Source organism: Sneathiella glossodoripedis JCM 23214, assembly GCF_000616095.1.
GTDB lineage: Bacteria > Pseudomonadota > Alphaproteobacteria > Sneathiellales > Sneathiellaceae > Sneathiella > Sneathiella glossodoripedis.
The window spans coordinates 591,999-614,084 of record NZ_BAMS01000002.1; the positions used below are offsets into that span (position 1 = coordinate 591,999).

Below are 22,086 nucleotides of genomic sequence, written 5' to 3' on the forward strand. Positions count from 1 at the left end.
TAGAAACTGGACCCTTTGAAAATTCACGCGTGCAAGTCGGAAATCTTTACTGAAAACGCGCATCAATAATAAGCGGCAAGCCACTGATATGATTATACTAATTGATAATTATGATAGCTTTACCTACAACCTGTATCATTTTTTGGGTGATCTGGGTGCTGAGGTAGCTGTTTATCGAAATGACCAGATCAGTGTGGATGAGGTTCTTGAACGCAAACCATCCGGCGTGGTTCTATCGCCCGGTCCTTGCACACCCGATAAGGCTGGCATCTGTCTGAATATGGTAAAATCGGCTGTGGCATCTGATCTGCCCCTACTCGGCGTTTGTCTCGGGCATCAGTCGATTGGTCAGGCGCTTGGCGGAAAAGTTATCCGTGCTGATGATCTGATGCATGGTAAGACCTCTCCCGTAAGTCATACTGGCCAAGGGGTATTTCAAGGTCTGGATAATCCCTTTACGGCAACACGTTATCATTCACTAATCGTTGAGCGGGGATCGCTGCCTGATTGTCTTGAAATCACAGCCGAGACAGAAGATGGTATTATCATGGGAATGCAGCATCGCGATGCGCCAGTCCATGGCGTTCAGTTTCATCCGGAAAGTATTGCCTCCGAGCATGGGCACGATCTGTTGTTAAACTTCCTGCGTCTGACAGGGGAAAACCTGAAAGCAGTTGCTTGATGAATAGCATGAACAATTTTAAGTCTTTAATTGGCAAAATTGCCGCGGGTCAAACCCTCACAAAGGACGAAGCAAAAGAAGCTTCAATATTATTTTGTCAGGCGATGCCACCCCCTCCCAGATGGGTGCTTTTCTGATGGGGCTGCATTTGCGCGGGGAGTCCACTGATGAAATGATTGGCGGTGTTTCCGTGCTTCGCGAGAAAGCCAATTATATCACCGCCCCTGAAGGAGCCATTGATCTGGTGGGGACCGGCGGCGATGGATTTGGCACGCTCAATATTTCAACAGCCGCTGCATTCGTTGTCGCTGGGGCCGGTGTTCCCGTTGCAAAACATGGAAACAAGGCAGCGTCTTCGCGGTCGGGTACGGCCGATGTACAGGCGGAACTTGGCATCAATACTGAATGTGATCTAAGCCTTACTGAAAAAGCCGTTCATGAAGCAGGCATCGGGTTTATGGTTGCGTATCGCCATCATGGCGCCATGCGACATGTGGGCCCTACCCGCGTTGAGCTGGGCATCAGAACCATCTTCAATCTATTGGGTGTCATGTCCAATCCTGCGGCGGTCAAACGCCAGCTCACCGGTGTTTATGACCCGCGCTGGATGGTGCCCATGGCTGAAACCCTCAAAGAGTTGGGATCTGAACATGTCTGGATCATGCATGGGACGGATGGACTGGACGAGTTGACCACGACAGCCCCCTCTTTGGTCGCGGAGTTGAAAGACGGAAAGATCACTGAATTTGAAGTCACCCCCGAAGAAGTCGGTATCGAACGTGTCTCGATGGAAGCACTCATCGGCGGCACCCCAGCAGAGAATGCCAAAGCCCTTTTGAATTTGCTGAACGGAGAAAAAGGGGCTTATCGTGACATTACACTTCTCAATGCTGCGGCTGGCTTAATTGTCGGCGGTAAATGCACCAACCTTGAAGAGGGTATGCAACTGGCAGCAAAATCCATCGATTCCGGAGCAGCCTTGAAAGCGATGGAAGACCTTAAACGCATTACAAATATGACTGTATCCTGATTATGAGTATTCTTGCAAAGATTTGCGCGGACAAGGAAGTTCAAGTTCGCAATTGTAAAAAACAGTTTTCCCTTCAGGATCTGGAAGAGAAAATAAAATCAGTCACGCCGGTACGGGGGTTTTTAAATGCCCTTAAACAGGCCAGAGCAGAAGGACGCTATGGACTTATAGCAGAGGTCAAAAAAGCATCTCCTTCAAAGGGATTGATCCGAGAGGATTTCGACCCGGTCAAGATTGCCAAAGCCTATGAAGATGGCGGCGCCACCTGTATGTCGGTTCTGACAGATATTCCCTACTTTCAGGGTGCGGATGAGTATCTTGTCGCGGCGAGAGAGGCTGTCAGCCTCCCTGCCCTTCGCAAAGATTTCATGATTGACCCCTATCAGGTTACCGAAGCACGCAGCCTTGGTGCTGACTGTATTCTGCTGATCATGGCGGCTCTTTCAGATGATCAGGCCAAAGAGCTGGAAGCTGCAGCCTTTGAATATGGTATGGACGTATTGATTGAGGTGCATGACGCGGAAGAACTGGAGCGGACCTCTGTCCTTAAAAGCCCCTTAATCGGAATTAACAACAGAAATCTCAAAACCCTGGAAGTTGACATCGCGACAACCGAACAACTGGCAAGTGGTCTCCCTCAAGATTGCGTTGCGGTCAGTGAAAGCGGGCTCTATACACCGGAAGATCTGCAGCGCATGGAAAAAGCTGGTTGCGGCTGCTTTCTGGTGGGGGAAAGCCTGATGCGGCAGGATGATGTTGCCGGCGCCGTTCGTCAATTGCTGACAAAAGCGTAACCGATATGGGTGAATTTACGCATTTCGATGAAAAAGGGGCCGCCCATATGGTTGACGTGGGCGACAAGGAGATTACCAAACGAAGTGCGACTGCCACTGCAACGATTGTCATGACGGCGGAAACCTTCGACATGATCCGCGCAGGTACCGCAAAAAAGGGGGATGTGCTGGGCGTTGCCCGACTTGCCGGTATTATGGCCGCTAAAAAGACGCCTGATCTTATTCCCCTGTGCCATCCACTGTCACTGACCAAAGTTTCCATCGATTTTGAAATGGAAGAGGCCGAGCATGCTGTGAAAATTTTCGCAACATGTGAGCTTAAAGGCAAAACCGGCGTGGAAATGGAGGCGCTTACTGCTGCAAGTGTTACGGCGCTCACAATCTATGACATGTGCAAGGCAGTTGATAAGGGAATGATCATCCAGGAGACAAAATTACTGGAAAAAACAGGCGGAAAATCAGGAACTTACAAAGCCACATGATTTCAGTTGAAGAAGCAAAACGCAATATCCTGTCCTCCCTCAAACCTGTTTCAACAGAAACGGTCCCCATAACGCAGGCCTGCGGGCGAACGCTGGCTGAGGACATATCCGCAAGGCGGACCCAGCCCCCTGCTGATCTGTCTGCCATGGATGGATATGCGGTGCGTGCCGCGGATATTAGCGCTGTCCCTGTGACCCTTGAAGTGATCGGAGAATCTGCGGCTGGAAGCTCTTTTGAGGGAAGAGTTGAAAAAGGTCAGGCGGTCCGGATTTTTACAGGTGCACCCTTGCCAGCCGGGACAGATACTATTGTCATTCAGGAAAATACCGAACAGTCAAAGAGTGCGGTAATAATCAAGCAAACAGCCCATAAAGGAACTTACGTTCGCGGGGCTGGAATTGATTTCAATGAAGGCCAAACGGGTTTGGAGCGAGGGAAAAAGCTCACCCCCCGCGATGTTGGCTTCTTGGCGGCAATGAATATTCCCTGGGTAACTGTTCATCGCCGTGCGAAAATTGCCCTGCTCTCAACCGGTGATGAGCTGGTCCGCCCTGGCGAGCCAATAGGCGCCAATCAGATCATATCCACCAACAGCCTTGTTGTGGCTGCGATGATCGAAGCCGCAGGCGGTGAAGCCATTGATCTGGGTATTGCAAAAGATAACGAAAGCTCACTTCGTCAAATGGCAAGCGGTGCATTGAGCGCAGATATGCTTGTCACGCTGGGTGGAGCCTCGGTCGGGGATCACGATCTTGTTCAGTCAGTACTTGGAAAAGATGGCCTTGAGATCGATTTTTGGCGGATCGCCATGCGCCCCGGCAAACCGCTCATGTTTGGTGATCTGAACGGAACACCAATGATTGGCATGCCGGGCAATCCGGTTTCAAGCATGATCTGCAGTTTCATATTTTTAATGCCTGCGCTTGATATTCTGATGGGCCGCCCGCCTTCAAGCCCACCGATAGTCCCCGCGATCCTATCCCATGACCTGTCTGAAAATGACCGGCGTGAAGACTATATGCGGGCAAAAATTGTTGGTGAAAAGGATGGCTTGCCGGTCGTGGAACTTTTCAGCAGTCAGGACAGCTCCCTGCTCTCCACGCTGTCTGCGGCGACCTGTCTGGTGAAACGCGAGCCTTTCGCCAAAGCCCTTAAAAAAGGATCCGTTGTCGGGATCATCCATCTTCAAAACAGCTACCCCGGCTGTTAATAGGATTAAATACGGCCCGGACTTGACGAAAGGTTAGAACTTTTGTAGAACATTAGTTAATGTTTTTGTTTTGTTCTGAAGGGTTGGGGCAAATGTTAACCAAGAAACAACATGATCTGTTGATGTATATTCACACCTATCTTGAAGATCGGGGGGTGTGCCCGTCTTTTGACGAGATGAAAGAAGCACTGGATTTGAAATCCAAATCAGGCATTCATCGGCTGATCACTGCATTAACGGAACGCGGCTTTATCCGGCGGCTTCCCCACAGAGCACGGGCACTGGAAGTTTTGAAATTACCGGATGCTGTTCTGCCCGAAGGATTAGCGAAAAGAAATTCCCGCCACACCAACCCGGCCCCGGAAGGTAAAGTTGTCAAAGGTGATTTTGGACATCGCACTTCGGATGCCGCATCACGTTCTGATGGTGACAGCCTTGTGACTTTACCGCTCTATGGGCGCATTGCCGCAGGTACGGGTATAGAAGCGCTTGCGGACCCGACAAGCTTCGTTGATCTTCCGCCAACGATGGTTGGGAAAGGGAACCATTACTGCCTTGAAGTGGACGGAGATTCCATGATTGAAGCAGGTATTAATGATGGCGATACGGTCATCATCAACGAATGCAAAACAGCCGAAAACGGGGCAATTGTTGTTGCCTTGATTGATGATGAGGAAGTGACGCTCAAGCGGATCCGCCGCAAAGGCAATACGGTTGCTCTAGAAGCGGCAAATCCCAATTATGAAACGCGCATTTTCGGCCCTGATCGGATCAAGGTGCAAGGCAAATTGATTGGTTTGTTCAGAAAATACTGACTGTTGATTATTGCCATGGGTCCATTACCGATTGGGAACCCATGGTCGATTTCCACGCACGCCGTTGACCGTGGTGACACGAAATGGGCGTTCATTCGTTATATAAAGGGCGTGAGCGCCATTTCGCCATAGATCAAATCTGTCGATCGAAAGAGTTGCAGGTGAACAGTCAATCCTGATTGGATCCTGTGCAATAACAACATCTGCTCTTTCGCAATCTGCCTTGTGTGAATAAGGGTTGAGTGAATAAGCGATTGTTTGGGTATTGTTGGTTTTCCACACACATCCCAATGGGTCGCATCGCAATTCCCCTTTATCGTCCGCAATGATTTCTTTGAAAATAGCAACTTCACGAACACCATAATATTCTTGCCAGCGGGATCGAATAAACCTCTCTCGCCGTCGATCATTAACGATTGGCCCACTCTCTTGCGATGCTAGCAGGACAAGCCGCCCGCTATCTGAGACCAGAATGTCTGGTAGTTGATGAAGACTTTGAGCCCCAATTGCGGCTGCAAGCGGCAGCACGCCTATCAGTTTGAGGCGCGATCGAAAACAAACAAGGCAAATCATCGACAGAATCAGCAATACCAGTGAGATTTGCGAAAACGATTTGACTGGGATGCTGGAATAGTCAAATGAAGCGCCAAAGCCTGCAAGCTTTTCGATCAGGTCCACCCCCATGGCCGCTAGATAAAAGCCGATCCAGGCGGCATCAAAAGGCATCAGAGCAAAACTCAGAATAACCATGGGCATTACCCAGAACCCCATTATCGGGACTGCCAGGGAATTTACAAATATGCCTGCAAGAGAAAACTGACCAAAGTGGTATATAGCAAACAAAGCGGTCGCAAATGTCGCCACAAGCGAGGTCATGGCAACACCCCACCCATATATAACCGGACGCAGAAGAAAATGGGCTTTATGCCCCGTCATATAGAACCTGTCGGAAAACTTCTCGTAAAATGCGACAAGTGCGAATACGGCGGCAAATGACATCTGAAAACTGGCACTGAGCAGACTTTCAGGTCTTAAAAGCAGTATGAAAATGGCTGCCAAAGCGACATTACGCAACGAAATTGCCTGCCGGTTAAAGCAAATTGCACCAAAAACCAGCATAATCATGATATAAGCCCGCACCGCGGAGACCGACATCCCACTTACCAATAAATAACCGCTAACAGCAATCATCGCTGCAATTGCAGACCAGGTTTTAATGGGATAGCGAAGTGTCAGATAGGCTGACAAACTGAGTAAAAATCGGGTGAAAAAGAAAACGAGTCCGCCGATCATAACCATATGCAACCCGGATATCGCCAACATATGCGCAAGACCAGACTTGCGCATATTTTCTTCTGTCTCTTTATCCAGAACTCTTTTTTCGCCAATCATTACCGCCATCAGAAACCCCTGACTTTCCTTAGGCGCATATTGCGTTATCTGCTGCGCGATAGCATGACGCAGAAATGTTGAAGACCAACTGAACAGCGGATGAGGGTCTGAGTCCCCTCGGGTTTTGATTATTGAAGGTCGGTTGACGGCATATCCCACAGCTCCTATGGATTTAAAATACAGATCCCGCTGAAAGTCATAGGCACCGGGATGAGTTGGTAAAGGCGGTGGCAATAACACTGCATCCAATTTGACAAAATCCCCGGGCGTCAAATGATCAGAACCAGTTCGGACATTCAATCTGACAGTCTTGTAGAGCTCCCCTTCCAACACCACATTTTCCAAAACCATCCTTGTTTCTTTGCGGCCAAATGACAGATCAACAATTTTGCCTTCAATGCTGGAAAAAGACTTTTGCGTCAAAACAGGTGCGGCGACCCATTGCTGCCGCAGCATAGCCGCTGAAAATCCAACTGAAATCAGCAGGAAGGGTATCAAAAAATAATTTACCCCCCACAAAGCAGGTATCCGCCGCATGAGATAGGCTACCGCAATTAAAATGGGGGGAATAAAATGTATCTGTGTTTTCGGCTCATAGGGCAGCACAAAATACAGACCGATTCCCATTGCCAGAAAGACAGGGACAAACAGAAACAACCGTGGCCCTTCTGCCGACAGCGTTTCCAAAAAATACAAAACTGTACGCCGCATAAGTCGCAATCCCCCCGGTTGCATCACGGACTTGCTCTAAAGAGCCACAAAGAGTAAAAAAGCCTCAATCATTTTTACCAGATTGCAGTTTAAACCTGTAATTGAATTACAAGCAAAGTAAATCATTATGACTGTTGTAACCCGATTTGCCCCCTCACCCACTGGATTTCTGCATATTGGCGGTGCCAGAACCGCTTTGTTCAATTGGTTATATGCGCGACACCATAACGGAAAATTTCTGTTGAGAATTGAAGATACCGACAGGGAGAGATCGACTGACGAGGCTATCGAGGCCATTCTCTCCGGTATGAAATGGCTGGGACTTGAGTGGGATGATGAACCCACATACCAGTTTTCACGAAGAGAGCGTCACGCAGAAATAGCACAGCAGCTTCTGGCTGAAGGTAAAGCCTATTATTGTTATGCTTCCAAGGAAGAATTGCAGGAAATGCGCGAAACCGCGCGGGCAGAAGGTCGGGCCCCCGGATATGATGGCCGGTGGCGGGACCGCGACCCTTCCGAAGCTCCGGAAGGTGTTGATCCTGTTGTTCGCTTTAAATCACCAAATGAAGGTGAAACCGTTATTGAGGATCAGGTACAAGGTCGCGTGGTTATCAAAAATGAACAGCTTGATGATCTGATTTTGTTACGAGCAGATGGAACACCGACTTACATGCTGTCGGTCATTGTCGATGATCATGATATGGGGGTTACTCATATCATTCGCGGCGACGATCACCTGACAAACGCGGCGCGCCAAATCCAGCTATATGACGCACTGGCTGGCAATCGCCAATCATGTGCCACATTCCGCTTATCCACGGGCCTGATGGGGCTAAATTATCCAAACGCCATGGTGCATTGGGTGTAGAGGCCTATCGGGATATGGGATATTTGCCCGAAGCCCTGCGTAATTACCTGTTGCGTCTGGGATGGTCACATGGTGATGATGAAATAATTTCCACTGAACAGGCTATTGAATGGTTTAACCTTGAAAATATCGGTAAATCCGCGAGCCGGTTCGATTTTGACAAGCTTGAAAACCTCAATGGTACCTATATCCGAAACTCTGATGACAGCTACTTAACTGGCCTGATTATCCCCTTGCTTGAGGAGAAATTCGGGCGAAAAGTGACAAGCGAACAACAACAAATGGTTGAAAGTGCCATGTTCGGCTTGAAAGAAAGAGCAAAATCAGTAATATCGCTTGCAGATAGTGCGGCATTTCTAATTGCCGAACGCCCACTCACCTATGATGAGAAAGCGTTAAAGCTATTAAACGACAATTCTAAACAGGTCCTTGACCGCCTTGCAGACCGTCTGGAAAAAATCGAAGACTGGAGCAAGGAAAAAATCGAAGCCGTGGTGAGGGAGAGCGCCGAAGCTGAAGATTTAAAACTGGGTAAAATCGCGCAACCGTTAAGAGCGGCATTGACTGGTACAACCGTATCGCCCGGTATCTTTGATGTTCTGGAAGTTTTAGGCAAAGAAAACGCACTGGGACGGATAAGAGACGTAAACAAGGCCTAACTTATTGAGTGAAGAAATTCACTCCTTTCGTAAATTTTTACGAAGTAAATGTAGAAACCTCTTTTTGAAGAGGTATCAGCAAAGTTGAAGTCTGCATCTTACAGGCTTCGCAATTAGAGGAAAAAATTAATGAGTGGCTCTAAAACTAACGGCACCGTTCAGCTCAATGAAGGAAGCACGAACACAGAACTTCCTATGGTAGAGGGAACGCTGGGACCTAAAGTTATCGATATTCGCAAGCTGTATGCGCAGACCGGTCACTTCACATATGATCCTGGATTTACATCCACGGCATCCTGTGATTCTGCCATTACCTACATCGATGGCGATGAAGGTATTCTGATGCATCGAGGCTATAAAATCGAGGAGCTAGCCGCTCAGAGTGATTTTATGGAAGTTTGCTACCTTCTGCTCAAAGGTGAGTTGCCAACATCAGAAGAAAAAGCAAAGTTCACCAAAGACATCACCTATCACACCATGCTGCATGAGCAGCTCATTCAATTCTTCCGTGGTTTCCGTCGGGATGCTCATCCAATGGCAATCATGGTCGGTGTCGTAGGTGCGCTTTCCGCATTCTATCACGACAGCACAGATATTGCTGATCCACATCAGCGGATGATTGCCAGCTATCGTCTGATCGCGAAAATGCCTACAATTGCAGCGATGGCCTATAAATATTCTGTTGGTCAGCCATTTATCTATCCAAATAATGAGTTGTCCTATGCAGAAAACTTCCTGCACATGACATTCAGTGTTCCTGCGGAAACCTACAAAATTTCGCCAACTCTGGCACGGGCAATGGACCGCATCTTCATTTTGCATGCGGATCACGAACAAAACGCATCAACCTCAACTGTACGTCTTGCTGGTTCATCAGGAGCAAATCCATTTGCCTGTATTGCGGCTGGTATCGCCTGTCTGTGGGGTCCGGCACATGGCGGTGCGAACGAAGCTGTGCTGACCATGCTTGAAGAAATTGGCTCTGTTGAGCGGGTTCCAGAATTTATCAAAAAAGCCAAAGACAAAAACGATCCTTTCCGTCTGATGGGCTTTGGCCACCGTGTATATAAAAACTATGACCCACGCGCCAAAGTCATGCAGCAGACATGCTACGAAGTTCTGGATGAGCTGGGCATTAAAGACGAACCTATGCTGAAACTGGCTATGGAGCTGGAAAGAATTGCGCTGGAAGATGAGTATTTCATCGAGAAAAAACTCTTCCCGAATGTTGATTTCTATTCCGGCATTATCCTGAAAGCCATGGGCTTCCCAACAAGCATGTTTACCGTTCTGTTCGCACTGGCCAGAACTGTTGGCTGGGTCGCTCAATGGAATGAAATGATGGAAGATCCTGGGCAGAAAATCGGTCGCCCACGCCAGCTTTACACAGGTAAGGCCCAGCGTCCATTTGTGCCATTGGTCAAACGTAAATAATTACATATGAGTCGCTCGCAAGTTACAGCCAAAACTGTAAACCCTTCTGTTTCTGCAGAAGGAAGCGAGCGCTCACGCAAGCTCCTGCTTAAAGCGGCGAATGACAACAGGGCGCCGCTTTTCTACACCCTTAAAAAATCAGCGAAAATCCTATTGCCGCTTGCAGGAATTGCTTTTTTTGCAGCCGCTTGGTGGCTTAGTTAGAAACGCTTTCAATTTCCCGTCTGACAGCCTGCGCCGCAGCACGGCCCGGCGCGATATCAGAGCAACTCAACTGTGCGGCAGCTTTCGCATAGCCAGAAATCTGCTTCTCTCTAGCGTCTTCACTCTGCAATAGATCCAAAAGAGCCGGGGCCAGTTTTTCAGGCACACAATTTTCAAGCAATAACTCCGGCACGACCTGTTCATCTTGAAGAATGTTTACGAGATTAACATAGTCGAGCTTTATCAGTCGTTTCGCCAGAAACGCCGTGATTGGATGCATTTTATAGGCAATCACTGAAGGAAGTTTCGCCAGTGCAAGTTCCAAACCGACGGTTCCCGAAGCAGCGAGTGCAACATCGCTTGCTGCCATCGCATCGTATTTATCCTGCTGATCCGTTACAAGAATTGTCTTGAACGGCCATGAAACAGTAGCTTCTTTTACAATAACCGCAGATTTTCCAACCACAGGAATAACAATTTGTAGCTTAGGCAAGCTTTCAGACAGTCGCTCCAGTGTTTGTTTGAAAATATCGAGATGTCGACTGACTTCGCTCCGCCGGCTTCCCGGTAACACCATAACAAGTGGTTTATTCGGATCGCAATTATAGTTTTCAATGAAACGATCAGAGCTCCCCTCGCCTGCACCACTTTCAATGATGGAATGTCCGACAAAGTCCGCTTTCATTCCTGCATCTTCAAAAAACTTAAGCTCAAAAGGTAAAAGTGTCAGAACCCGATCATACAATGAAGCGAGTTTTTGGGCTCGCCCCGCTCTCCACGCCCAAACAGAGGGCGCAACATAGTGAATTTTAGAAAATTTCTGATCTGTCAGTTTTTTGGCGACACGGAAACTGAAATCCGGCGCATCAATAGTGATAAAAGCATCAGGTTGAACCTGAATTGCAAACTCGGCTGTCTGTTTAATTCGTCGCAATAAATTTGGTATCTGCGGGACAACCTCCGCCACCCCCATAACGGTCAGCTCATCCATTGCAAATAGGCTGTTCATGCCCTGTGCTTGCATCAAAGGACCACAGACACCATAAAATTCGATTTCACGATTGCTGAACTCTTCCTTCAACCCTTGCATCAGCCTTGCACCAAGTACGTCACCGGAAGGTTCTCCGGCGACCAGAAATATTTTCAAGGGTTTCTGCTTGCCATTTTCTGGTGTCATTGCTGTGGTTCCGAGAAGGCCTCCACGAAAATACCGAGGCGATCCGCTTCGCTGATAATTTCATCGCGATTGATTAACAAGGTCTTTTCAGCCTCAATGGCAATGCCACATAAACCGGCTTGGGCAACTGATTGAACCGTTAGAGCGCCGATCGCGGGCATATCGACCCTGAGTTCCTGATCTGTTTTTGCCATTTTCACAAGAACACCTGCCGGCTGGTTATCCCATTTAAAATCACCGCACCGTTCTATCATCCGGCTTGTGCCTTCAGCCGCTTCAACAGCAAGAACATAGCCTGATCGAACGACAACTGCTTGCCCGATATCGTATTGTCCAAGCGCTTTGGCCACGCGAATTCCATGGACGATATCTTCTCTTTGCTCTTCTGTTGGTTCAACTTTCCCAAGTGTGCCCAGTTGACTTGTCAAAGCGGTATCAAATTCGTGTGCACCAACGATTTTGAAACCTTCTTTTTCAACAAATTCAGTGATGGCCCTTAAAAGTCCATCATCACCTTTGCTAAAAGAGGTTCCTATTTTACGAAGAAGTCGAAAGCCATCCTTATCCGGGAAAATATTTTTAAAGTTTGGCCTATTAACCGGCCCGGCCATCATCACATGCGTGCATTCATGTTTCTTGAGTAGTCTCAGAAATTGACCAATTTTCGTAATGGGTACAACATCATGATCATATGCTGAAAAATCGTTCGGTGAGGCTTCGCCCTCAACAAGCAGTAACCTGAACGGCTGCCCCGTTTGATCAAATCTGGCAACAAGTTCTACGGGCAGATTGCCGCGTCCCGCAATCAAACCTATTTTTTTAAAAGCCGGTTCATTGAGGTTGGCAGAAGCCACGTTTCGTCTCATCATTTATGAATTTAATGACCTGCTGAACAACTTTCGAGTTTTCATATTTTCTGGAAACATCTGCTGTCCGCTCCTGAAAGGTTCCCTCTTCAGAAAACAGCTCTTTATACGCATTTCGAAGTGCATGAATTTCTTCGCGCGGAAAATTGCGGCGTTTCATACCCGTCAGGTTAAGTCCTGCCAGAATGGCCCTGTTGCCTGTCGCAGAGCCAAAGGGAATTATGTCTGTTTCAACACCAGATGCACCGCCAACCATCGCGTGCGCCCCAATTCGAACGAATTGATGTACCGCAGAAAGACCCCCGATAATTGCGAAATCTTCCAAGGTCACATGACCGCCCAATGTCGCATTATTAACCAGAATAACATTATTGCCAATCAAACAGTCATGGGCCACATGAGCGCCAATCATGATCAGACAGTCATTTCCGATTTTGGTGAGCAGACCTCCGCCCTCAGTGCCAGGATTGATTGTGGCATGTTCGCGAATGACACAGCGATCACCAATTATAACCTCACTGTCTTCTCCATGAAACTTGAGGTCCTGCGGCGCGTGACCGATGGATGCAAAAGGAAATATGGTGCAGTTTTCACCGATTGTGGTTTTACCAGCAAGAGCCACATGGGATTTCAATTCCGTTCCGGCACCAATGCTAACGCCCCGCTCAACCACGCAAAAGGGACCAATGATTGCATCTGAGTGTATTTGAGCACCCTCTTCAACGACGGCGCTTGGATGGATATTCGACATTAATACCAGCTTTCAAAACCTACAATGGCCTATTGCTACCAATTCCCTGCACTCGTGACAAATCACGCATTGTTACAGGGGGTTTCCAGATGCAAATTCAGTCTGTGATCATAGCGGCAAAATCAGCTTCTGCGACTTTCTTGCCATCGACTTCAACGATCCCTGAAAATTTCCAGACCGGACCACGTTGTTGCTGTTTTTTGACTTTAATATGCATTTGATCACCTGGCGTTACAGGTTTACGGAAGCGGGCGTTATCAATTGACATGAACAGAACATGTTTGTCCGTACCAGCAGAATCCAGAGTTTTAATCACAAGAACCGCGGCAGTTTGGGCCATAGCCTCCACGATCATGACGCCAGGCATAATCGGTCTATTCGGAAAATGACCCTGAAACTGCGGCTCATTCATGGTAACGTTTTTAATACCAGTTGCACTTTCATCAATGACGATATCTTTGACACGATCCACCAAAAGCAACGGATAACGGTGGGGAAGCATATCAAGGATCTCAATGATATCTACGCCTTCAACGGTTTCAGTGTTCGAATTTTCAGCCATTATTTACGTCCTTTTCCTTTTGCCAGTCGTCCCAGTACCGCCATTGATCTAAAAAACTCTTTGCGCGGTCGCGCTGGGAAACCTGCATAAACCTGTCCTGCCGGGATGTCGGAAATAACTCCCGACTTGGCAGTAACCTGTGTTCCTGTGCCAATCTTGATATGACCGGCAAGTCCTACCTGACCACCCAAAACGACAAAATCCTCAAGCTCTGTACTGCCTGAGATACCTGTTTGAGAGGCTAATATACAGCCCCGTCCCATTTTGACGTTATGGCCTATCTGGCACAAATTATCGATCCAACATCCATCTCCGATAATGGTATCGGGACCGGCACCGCGATCAACTGTGGTGTTGGCACCAATTTCAACAAAGCTGCCAATAATAACTCTACCCAGTTGTGGGATTTTAACATGCCCTGCAGGATCGGGTGCGAAACCAAAACCGTCACAGCCAATGCGTACGCCGTTATGAAGGGTTACATTATCCCCAAGATGACAAGCCTTTAGGGATGTTTGAGAGTTAATTTGGCAGTTCCGCCCAATTTTGACATTCTTTTCCAGATGGCAATGCGCGCCGATAATCGTGTCACGGCCTATTCGGACGCCTTCATCGATCACCGTGTAGGCGCCTACGCTCACATTTTCACCCAAACGGGCTGTTTCATGAATAACTGCCGTTGGATGGACCTGCCCATCTGATGCAACTGGTGGGTAAAAATGGGCAGCAACCCTCGCGTAGGCCTTATAGGGATCATTGGCGACTAGTATAGCCATATTGTCTGGTGCCAATGCGGCCGCCTCTTTAGAGACGATACAGGCGCTTGCATTGGTCTTCGAAAACTGTTCCGTATATTTTGGGTTACTTAAAAAGCTGATATGACCGCTATCTGCGACATCCAATGGACTGACATCTATGATCATCAAATCAGCGAAATCAGTGTTTGTCAGTTCAGCGCCGCATACTTTTGCCAGTTCCTGCAAGGAATATGGGCCCGTATTGGTAAAAAAACTGGAGTCTGCCATTAGTTTGATTGGGTCAGAGGAACAAGTTCAAGCTTGAGTTTGGGGAGTTTTTTATTCAGCTTTTCACTCACCATTTCAGAAATATTGAGGTTTTTTGCCCCAAAAAGAATTTTCTTTTTTTCAACAATCATAGTTGCGCCAACTGAATTGGCAACGTCAGACACAATCGGCTCCATCGCTTTTTCAATTTTTCTAATTGCAGCAGATCGACTACTGACCAGTTGCCTAAGTTTATTGTTAAAATCGTTTCTATAGCCAACACCCTTATCGTTTAGTTGTTTGGCTTTCTCGCGATATTGATCAGGTGAAATAATCGCCCGTTGTTCATCAAGCTTACGGCGTTCTTCACGAAATTCTCTATCTCTTTTTTCAGTGAGGGCCTTGAATTCGTCCTCATGTTTTTTGAATTGCCTGTCTATATCCTGCATCGCAGTAGATTTCACCAGCACGGCGCCAAGATCCAGAATTGCGATCCGTTGAGCTTCCTGAGAGAAAGCTGTCGTCGCAAATAATGTGAAAAGCACCGTAAAGACTGAGGTAAAAATTCTGAAAGTATACATACTGAGAGGTTCTAATCCTAAAATCTCGTTCCAAACTCAAGCTGGAAAACTTCGTCTTTATCATAATCCTCCTTAAGGAAAGGATATGAAATATTAACCTGTAAAGGCCCAAAAGGTGACGTCCAGTTTACACCAAATCCGGCTGAAGCCCTAATGGAACTGTCATCCACGATCTCTGAGTCATTATCATCGATGTCGGTCAGTGTACCCACATTCACAAAAGTTCTACCCAATAATCCGAATTCTTCTGGAAAGCCCATTGGGAAACGGACCTCGGCTTTACCCACCAGATACATATTACCACCTAGTGCATCGGAAGTAGCAGAGTCGCGGGGGCCGATACCAGATTTCTCAAAACCGCGGAATGAGTTGCCACCTAAATTAAAGCGTTGATTGATACCAACATCTTCACCCAATCCAAACACGTAACCAGCTTCCGCGCCGACACTGAGGACAACATCTTTTTCATAAACGGGCATAAAATAGATTATGTCAGCTTCATTCGATATCCCATATACATCGCCACCGAGACCATTGAAGGTTTGTCCGACCGAATACTTGTAACCTTCGGTGGGCAGTAGATTATCATCCAGATAATTCACTATTATTTTATATGAGACTCCTGATGTGAGCTCTCTGCCTTCTGAGCGTTGAATAACTGAAGACGCATCTGAGTCCACGTCGCTAATTTCCTCATCAACGATTGAATAGGCAACGCGGCCTGACACATGGTTAGTGATCGGGAAACTTGAACGGAGTGTAAGACCCAGTCGCTGCAAATCATAACCAGATTCGTCCTGTCGGTCATCAGTTATGCTAAAAATATCGAAACCTGCGCTTAAATCCTTGTCCATAAAATAGGGTTCAGTAAATCCCAGATCTATTTGCTGCCGTTCCGCGCCCAATGAAATTTTGAAGCGCAAATCCTGCCCCTTACCCAAAAGATTTCGCTCTCTTATCTGCAAGTCAGCAGAAACCGAGTCCTGAGTAGAGAAGCCAGCACCTACACTTAGCTCTCCTGTTGATTTTTCCTGAACATCAACATTGATTACAGTTCTGTCAGGAGTACTTCCTTCATCCTGCGTGACCTCAACTTTTTCAAAGAAATTTAGGGATCTAACGCGTGATTGAGACCGCCGCAACAAAGCTGTATTAAATGCATCTCCCTCGACAAGCTTAAACTCTCTTCTAATCACATGATCAAGAGTTCTAACATTACCGGTAATATTTATACGCTCAACATATACGCGATCACCTTTATTGATTTCATAATTAACAGCGATCGTCAGATCATCTGGATTACGTTTTATCCGAGGCCTTACATTTACAAACGCGTAACCCAATTTACCGAGTTCAAAGGTGATGGTCTGTATGCTTTCTTCAATTTTATCCGCGTTATAGACTTCACCTTCGAAAGTTGTGAGCAACTGACGTATTTTTTCAGGCTGAAGATCTTTAATTTCGCTGGTAACGCCAATTTCACCAAAATTATATCTTTTTCCCTCATCCAAGGCGAAGGTGATATAGAAACCATCCCGGTCTGGAGTTAGCTCCGCAATCGCTGATACAACTCGGAAATCCGCGTAACCCTTACTTAAGTAATATTTCCGGAGCAACTCCCGATCATATGTGAGACGATCGGGATCGTAGGTGTCCCCATCAGAGAGAAAGTTATACCAACGGGATTCTGTCGTTGAAATCTGGCTCAGCAATCTGGAATCCGAAAACACCTGATTGCCAATAAACCGGATTTTGTGAATACCAGTCTCTTCACCTTCATTAATCTCAAAAACAAGATCCACCCGATTTTCAGGGAGTTGAATGACTTTAGGTTCCACAATGGCGGCAAAGCGTCCGCTTCGACGATACACGGTGATAATGCGTTGGACGTCATTTTGCACTCTCGCCCGTGTATAGACAACACGAGGACGCAGTTGCACCTCAGCGGACAAAGTCTCATCGGCAATTCGCAGGTTTCCCTCAAAAGCCAGTCGGTTAATAATCGGGTTTTCAACCACGGACACAACGACACCGCTGCCACTGCGCCGGATGGTAACGTCAGCGAAAAGACCCGTGTTAAACAGGGCCTTCAGGGATTTATCAATTCGGGATCGATCATAGGGAGAGCCCACGTCAAATAAAAGGTAGGACTTAACTGTTGCCGCCTCAATACGGCGATTGCCTTCTACCTGAATTTCTGTGATGACATTTGAACTCTGTGCCTGAGCACTGCCTAGGTTACCCGCACCAACATTGGCGACCATCATTGCAAGCAAACAAACAAAAATGACAACGCGCAATTTAAATCCCCCCGATAGGACTTTTTGTATTAGTAGGTGTGGGTTACCAAAACCAGCTTATCAGGAAAAAATACCAGTGAAGAAGTCTTTTATCCAAGGTTTATTCAGGTCATTCCACGTTGCAAAAACCATTAGCATCAATACGAGCGTTAGTCCAATACGGAAACCATATTCCATTGATTTTTCACCAAGTGGTTTCCCCCGAACAGCCTCGAGAGCATAAAAGAGTAAATGTCCGCCATCCAGCATTGGGATCGGAAACAGATTGATCAAACCGAGACTGATCGAAACGAAAATCATGAAGTTAAACAAAGAAAGGAAATTGCCAAACAGATCGTCCCCTCTCTTGCTGCATCGCCGGACATTTTGATGATGCCCAAGGGACCGCTTAATTCGGTGGAGTCGCGGGCGCTGTGATCATTTGCCATGCGCCTTTCAGGGTCGCCGTTGTTACAAACCAGGTCTGATCTGCTGCGCTTATAAGAGCACTACCCAATCCATGTTCCCGAAATTCCCGTTGAGTAGAGCGAATACCGATTTGCCCAATTTTCTGAACATTTCCGCTACCATCTTTAAACTCGACAACCTTTGGCGTGATTGTCAGCTCAAGCAATTCTCCCCCGCGATTGACATCCAGCAGAATTGGCTCATCAAGGCCCACAACGACTTTCTGACGCAACTCTTCAAAGCTGGAAATTTCTTCACCATCAAGAGCGGTAATTCGATCGCCCGGAAGAAGCCCGGCCTCCTCCGCGGCACTTTGCGGTACGATTTCATTTACAACAGCCGGGGTATGCGCCTGGCCAAGTGTCAGATACAAAATGCACAGAGCAACTATGGCGAAAAGATAGTTTGCCGCTGGCCCCGCAAAGACCACAGCAGCGCGTTGCCACAATTTTTTGTGATGAAAAGAGACAGCTTTCTCTTCTGCAGACAGGGCATTGAGTTCGTCTTCCTCCCGGGCATTACTGGCAACACCAGCGTCCCCAAAGAATTTAACATAGCCACCAAAAGGAATGGCACTAATTCGCCAGCGACAGCCATTCTTGTCATACCAGCCAAACAGCTCCTTACCAAAGCCAATGGAAAACACGTCCACTTTAACGCCGCATAATCTGGCAATTTTATAATGTCCGTACTCATGCACGAACACGAGAACCGTAATAACAACGACAAAAGCCGGAAGATAAATCCAGTTTTCAGCCAGCAAGTCCATTTACTCTATTCCCACCTGATTTTAATCCAAATTAGCGTGTCAGTGACGCAAGAATTTCCCGCGCAAGAACGCGAGCTTCGGTATCTTGATCAATAACATCATCGATAGAGCTAAGCTCAACAAAATCAGAGCGCTCCAAGACTGTTTCAACGACATGAATTATATCAAGAAAACCTATTTTATTCATTAAAAAGCCGCGAACCGCTTCTTCATTGGCAGCATTTAAGATCGCTGGCGCCGATTTACCAGAAGCCAATGCATCCGTTGCAATCCTGAGAGCCGGAAATCTCTCGTGATCCGGGGCTTCAAAAGTAAACTGGCCCAGTTTGGCGAAATCCAGCCGCTCAGACGAAAATGGATGCCGTTCCGGCCAACCCAACGCATATGAGATAGGAATTCGCATGTCGCAGAGCCAGCTGCGCCAAAATGGAGCCGTCTTTATATTCGACCATACTGTGAATAATCGACTGTGGATGCACCAGTATCTCAATCTGCTCAGCCTCAACAGGAAAAAGATGAAACGCTTCGATAAATTCGAGGCCCTTATTCATCATTGTCGCGCTGTCAATGGAGATTTTTGCGCCCATATCCCAATTTGGGTGCGCCAGTGCCTGCTCTCTCGTTACTGATCGCATCTTTTGGACAGAAAAATCACGAAACGGCCCACCTGATGCTGTCAGGATAATGCGCTCAACTTTTTCGACTTGTCGTGTGTCCAACACCTGAAAAATTGCGTTATGTTCGCTATCTACTGGAAGCAAAGTCGCGCCATGTTCCTTGACTTGCCTCATCATCAAGTCACCTGCACATACAAGAGCTTCCTTGTTTGCAAGCGCGACAGTCGCACCCGACTGAATTGCGGCAAGGGCAGGCTTGAGCCCTGCAGCACCGATAATGGACGCCATCACCCAGTCAACGGGACGCTCAGCCGCCTGAATGAGGCCGTCATCACCGGCTGAGGCTTCGATTTGAGTTCCAGCCAAAAGAGCTTTCAGTTCAGAATACTTCTGTTCGTCCGCAATGACTGCATGCGCTGCATTCAACCGAATGGCCTGCGCTGCCAGTTCCTGCACATTTGTATTGGCGGTAAGGGTATCAACAACAAAATGAGAGAGGTTTTGCTCAATCAATGAAACCGTATTACACCCGACAGATCCGGTTGAGCCAAATATACTGACTTTCCTTGGGACCATAAGTGGCAAGCTGACTTTTTTCTGAACTCCCATCTGACTGGACATCTTATCCCTCAATCATTCGTAATAGAAGATATAGGGCGGGAGCCACGAACAAAACACCATCCAAACGATCAAGAACACCCCCATGTCCGGGGATCAGATTGCTCGCATCCTTCACATCAAAATATCGTTTCCAACCAGATTCAAAAAAGTCACCAATCTGAGCGAGAACAGCAAATGCCATACCCAGCATTATTGCCAATACTGGTGTGATCTGCCATGTGAGGAGCGAATGGTTCATTGCAATAAGAACCAGAGCAGCGCAGATCATTCCGCCAATCAAGCCTGCCCAGGTTTTATTAGGACTAATTGATGGCGCAATCTTAGGACCACCAATAGCACGTCCTGCAAAATAAGCCCCCGTATCAGTGGCCCATACAATAAAAAACAATGTAAGCGTATTCAGAATACCGGCAGTTTCATCTTCGCGAATTAAAAGAAGCGAGAGAACTGGAATTCCAATATATAGCGGGCCTAAAAAGGCACCCTTCCATTCACGCTCTTCGCGACGAAACCAAGAGAGCGCAATCAGTCCACCCGCACACAAAAGCAGACTGATGAACGCATAGGCAGTATACCCTTCAAAATTCAGGAAAATCGCAAACAAAAGCCACAAAGCCACAAGAAAAACATAGCTTTGCTTATTATTACGAAAGGAGGTGTGACACCATTCATAAGCCATTGCTGCCGTTGCGATGGCCATAAACAGGTAAAAATATACGCCGCCTAGATAAACGGCACCAACAGCAATTGGCGCCAAAACAACAGCCGACATAACGCGCAACTGCAAGGATGTGAATTTACTCTCAGCTTCAGACACTGACTGCCCCGAAACGCCGATTGCGGCTTTGATACTCTATAATCGCTTCTTCAAGACAGGCGCGATCAAAATCGGGCCAGAGAACATCCTGAAAAATCAGTTCTGAATAGGCTGATTGCCAAAGAAGAAAATTGCTTAACCGCTTCTCACCACTGGTGCGCAATATGAAATCCGGATCAGGCAATCCATCTGTATCCAACATGGAAGCAAAGAGTTTTTCATCAATATCAGCCGGCGACAGCTCACCTGAAGCAGCCAATTTGGCCAGTTTCTGAGTTGCGCGAACGATTTCATGCTGACCGCCATAACTCAAGGCCACTGTCAGCACCAAATCAGTATTCATGGCCGTTTTCGATTTTGCAAGCTCAGCCAATTTTTGAATATCATCTGGCAACGCATTGATATCGCCAATAAAATTGACCTTCACACCTGATGAAGCAAGGGTATCCAATTCCCTGTTAATGAAATATCGAAAAAGACCCATCAAATGATTGACTTCTTCTTCTGGGCGTTTCCAGTTTTCAGAGGAAAATGCGAATAATGTCAAAAAAGGAATGCCAAGTTCCCCGCATCCTTTTATGGCTTCCCTCACCGCTTTTGCGCCCTGCTCATGTCCTTTGAGACGACTAAGCGAGCGCTTATTAGCCCAGCGACCATTACCATCCATAATGATGGCAATATGCTTGAGCCCCGCAGGCGTCAGATCGTTTTTATCAACAATCCCCATTCATCAAACCTGCATGATTTCCTGTTGTTTTTCCGCCAACATTTCATCAACTTTTTTAACATATGTATCTGTCAGCTTCTGAATATCATCTTCCGCTTTTTTCACGTCATCCTTGGAAAAATCACCTTCTTTTTCCGCAGCCTTGGCGTCATCAATTCCATGACGACGAACATTGCGGATCGCGATTTTCGCCTGCTCCGCATAGCCACTTGCAACCTTTGTCAAATCCACGCGTCGCTCTTCGGTCAGTTCCGGAATAGGGACACGAACAGTCATTCCGTCCACAACGGGGTTCAGACCCAATCCAGAATTCCGAATGCCTTTCTCAACGGCGCTAACGTTGCTTTTATCCCAAACAGCAACTGCCAGCATGCGCGGCTCAGGGGCACTAACGGTTCCGACCTGATTTAGCGGCATTTCTGCACCGTATGAGTCAACCGTTACAGGCTCAAGCAAACTAATATGTGCGCGCCCCGTACGAAGACCACCAAATTCATGTTTCAACGCGTCAAGAGCTCCCGACATCCGCTTTTCTAGGTCTTTCAAATCTGGTGCTGGCATT

20 protein-coding genes and 3 pseudogenes are annotated in these 22,086 nt (G+C 47.3%); 9 read left to right on the forward strand and 14 right to left on the reverse strand.

Translation table 11 applies throughout. The features are described from left to right. Nucleotides 1–88: 88 nt before the first annotated feature. The 6 genes and pseudogenes from JCM23214_RS10995 to lexA all read left to right on the forward strand — a co-directional run bounded on the left by JCM23214_RS10995 (nt 89) and on the right by lexA (nt 5,014). The gene (locus JCM23214_RS10995) at nt 89–682 is read left to right on the forward strand and encodes an anthranilate synthase component II (RefSeq protein WP_025898987.1); all 594 of its coding nucleotides are present in this window, start codon (nt 89–91) and stop codon (nt 680–682) included. Nucleotides 683–690: 8 nt separating this feature from the next. Next, a pseudogene (trpD, locus tag JCM23214_RS20355) lies at nt 691–1,712 on the forward strand (anthranilate phosphoribosyltransferase). Further along, a complete protein-coding gene (gene trpC, locus JCM23214_RS11005) occupies nt 1,712–2,506 on the forward strand; it encodes an indole-3-glycerol phosphate synthase TrpC (protein WP_025898988.1) in 795 nt (264 codons plus the stop codon). The pseudogene trpD and the gene trpC overlap by 1 nt, the downstream one beginning before the upstream one ends. Before the next feature lie 5 nt (nt 2,507–2,511). Next, nucleotides 2,512–2,988, forward strand: a complete 477-nt coding sequence (moaC, locus tag JCM23214_RS11010; RefSeq protein ID WP_025898989.1) for a cyclic pyranopterin monophosphate synthase MoaC — start codon at nt 2,512–2,514, stop codon at nt 2,986–2,988. Continuing rightward, entirely contained in the window at nt 2,985–4,199 is a 1,215-nt protein-coding gene (locus JCM23214_RS11015) for a molybdopterin molybdotransferase MoeA (protein WP_025898990.1), read from the forward strand. Before moaC ends, JCM23214_RS11015 begins: the two co-directional genes overlap by 4 nt. A gap of 92 nt (nt 4,200–4,291) precedes the next feature. After that, complete coding sequence (gene lexA, locus JCM23214_RS11020) at nt 4,292–5,014, forward strand: transcriptional repressor LexA (protein ID WP_025898991.1); 723 nt, start codon at nt 4,292–4,294, stop codon at nt 5,012–5,014. Between the two features lie 24 nt (nt 5,015–5,038). On the opposite strand, the gene JCM23214_RS11025 is transcribed toward lexA, so the two are convergent. Then, complete coding sequence (locus tag JCM23214_RS11025; protein ID WP_025898992.1) at nt 5,039–7,117, reverse strand: ComEC/Rec2 family competence protein; 2,079 nt, start codon at nt 7,115–7,117, stop codon at nt 5,039–5,041. 127 nt (nt 7,118–7,244) lie between these two features. Here JCM23214_RS11025 and gltX point away from each other — a divergent pair. The 3 genes and pseudogenes from gltX (at nt 7,245) to JCM23214_RS11040 (ending at nt 10,285) form a co-directional block, all read left to right on the forward strand. After that, a pseudogene (gene gltX / locus JCM23214_RS26695) lies at nt 7,245–8,647 on the forward strand (glutamate--tRNA ligase). A 129-nt stretch (nt 8,648–8,776) separates the two neighbouring features. Next, complete coding sequence (gene gltA / locus JCM23214_RS11035; protein ID WP_025898993.1) at nt 8,777–10,081, forward strand: citrate synthase; 1,305 nt, start codon at nt 8,777–8,779, stop codon at nt 10,079–10,081. Between the two features lie 6 nt (nt 10,082–10,087). Then, nucleotides 10,088–10,285 (forward strand): hypothetical protein, encoded by a 198-nt coding sequence (locus JCM23214_RS11040; RefSeq protein ID WP_025898994.1) that lies wholly within the window; start codon nt 10,088–10,090, stop codon nt 10,283–10,285. Here the strand turns inward: JCM23214_RS11040 and lpxB are convergent. From lpxB to frr, 13 genes and pseudogenes are all read right to left on the reverse strand, one after another. Beyond that, nucleotides 10,278–11,462, reverse strand: a complete 1,185-nt coding sequence (gene lpxB / locus JCM23214_RS11045) for a lipid-A-disaccharide synthase (RefSeq protein ID WP_025898995.1) — start codon at nt 11,460–11,462, stop codon at nt 10,278–10,280. The genes JCM23214_RS11040 and lpxB overlap by 8 nt on opposite strands. Further along, nucleotides 11,459–12,316 (reverse strand): LpxI family protein, encoded by an 858-nt coding sequence (locus tag JCM23214_RS11050; protein WP_025898996.1) that lies wholly within the window; start codon nt 12,314–12,316, stop codon nt 11,459–11,461. Before JCM23214_RS11050 ends, lpxB begins: the two co-directional genes overlap by 4 nt. Further along, nucleotides 12,294–13,079: an acyl-ACP--UDP-N-acetylglucosamine O-acyltransferase gene (lpxA, locus tag JCM23214_RS11055; protein WP_025898997.1), complete on the reverse strand. Its 786-nt coding sequence runs from the start codon at nt 13,077–13,079 to the stop codon at nt 12,294–12,296. The genes JCM23214_RS11050 and lpxA overlap by 23 nt, the downstream gene beginning before the upstream one ends. A gap of 97 nt (nt 13,080–13,176) precedes the next feature. Beyond that, complete coding sequence (gene fabZ / locus JCM23214_RS11060) at nt 13,177–13,641, reverse strand: 3-hydroxyacyl-ACP dehydratase FabZ (RefSeq protein ID WP_025898998.1); 465 nt, start codon at nt 13,639–13,641, stop codon at nt 13,177–13,179. Next, nucleotides 13,641–14,666: a UDP-3-O-(3-hydroxymyristoyl)glucosamine N-acyltransferase gene (gene lpxD, locus JCM23214_RS11065; protein ID WP_025898999.1), complete on the reverse strand. Its 1,026-nt coding sequence runs from the start codon at nt 14,664–14,666 to the stop codon at nt 13,641–13,643. The genes fabZ and lpxD overlap by 1 nt, the downstream gene beginning before the upstream one ends. Then, on the reverse strand, nt 14,666–15,226 hold the full coding sequence (locus tag JCM23214_RS11070; RefSeq protein WP_025899000.1) for an OmpH/Skp family outer membrane protein: 561 nt from the start codon (nt 15,224–15,226) through the stop codon (nt 14,666–14,668). The genes lpxD and JCM23214_RS11070 overlap by 1 nt, the downstream gene beginning before the upstream one ends. Nucleotides 15,227–15,243: 17 nt before the next feature. After that, nucleotides 15,244–17,526, reverse strand: coding sequence for an outer membrane protein assembly factor BamA (gene bamA / locus JCM23214_RS11075; RefSeq protein WP_025899001.1), 2,283 nt, complete (start codon nt 17,524–17,526; stop codon nt 15,244–15,246). A gap of 60 nt (nt 17,527–17,586) precedes the next feature. Continuing rightward, entirely contained in the window at nt 17,587–17,826 is a 240-nt protein-coding gene (locus JCM23214_RS26000) for a site-2 protease family protein (RefSeq protein ID WP_148301846.1), read from the reverse strand. An 88-nt stretch (nt 17,827–17,914) separates the two neighbouring features. Beyond that, nucleotides 17,915–18,742, reverse strand: a complete 828-nt coding sequence (rseP, locus tag JCM23214_RS20365) for an RIP metalloprotease RseP (protein ID WP_148301847.1) — start codon at nt 18,740–18,742, stop codon at nt 17,915–17,917. Between the two features lie 31 nt (nt 18,743–18,773). After that, nucleotides 18,774–19,935, reverse strand: a pseudogene (gene dxr, locus JCM23214_RS20370) (1-deoxy-D-xylulose-5-phosphate reductoisomerase). A gap of 46 nt (nt 19,936–19,981) precedes the next feature. Continuing rightward, nucleotides 19,982–20,797, reverse strand: a complete 816-nt coding sequence (locus JCM23214_RS11090; RefSeq protein ID WP_025899002.1) for a phosphatidate cytidylyltransferase — start codon at nt 20,795–20,797, stop codon at nt 19,982–19,984. Continuing rightward, nucleotides 20,790–21,524: an undecaprenyl pyrophosphate synthase gene (uppS, locus tag JCM23214_RS11095; RefSeq protein WP_025899003.1), complete on the reverse strand. Its 735-nt coding sequence runs from the start codon at nt 21,522–21,524 to the stop codon at nt 20,790–20,792. Before uppS ends, JCM23214_RS11090 begins: the two co-directional genes overlap by 8 nt. Before the next feature lie 3 nt (nt 21,525–21,527). Further along, a complete protein-coding gene (frr, locus tag JCM23214_RS11100) occupies nt 21,528–22,085 on the reverse strand; it encodes a ribosome recycling factor (protein ID WP_025899004.1) in 558 nt (185 codons plus the stop codon). Nucleotide 22,086: the final 1 nt, after the last annotated feature.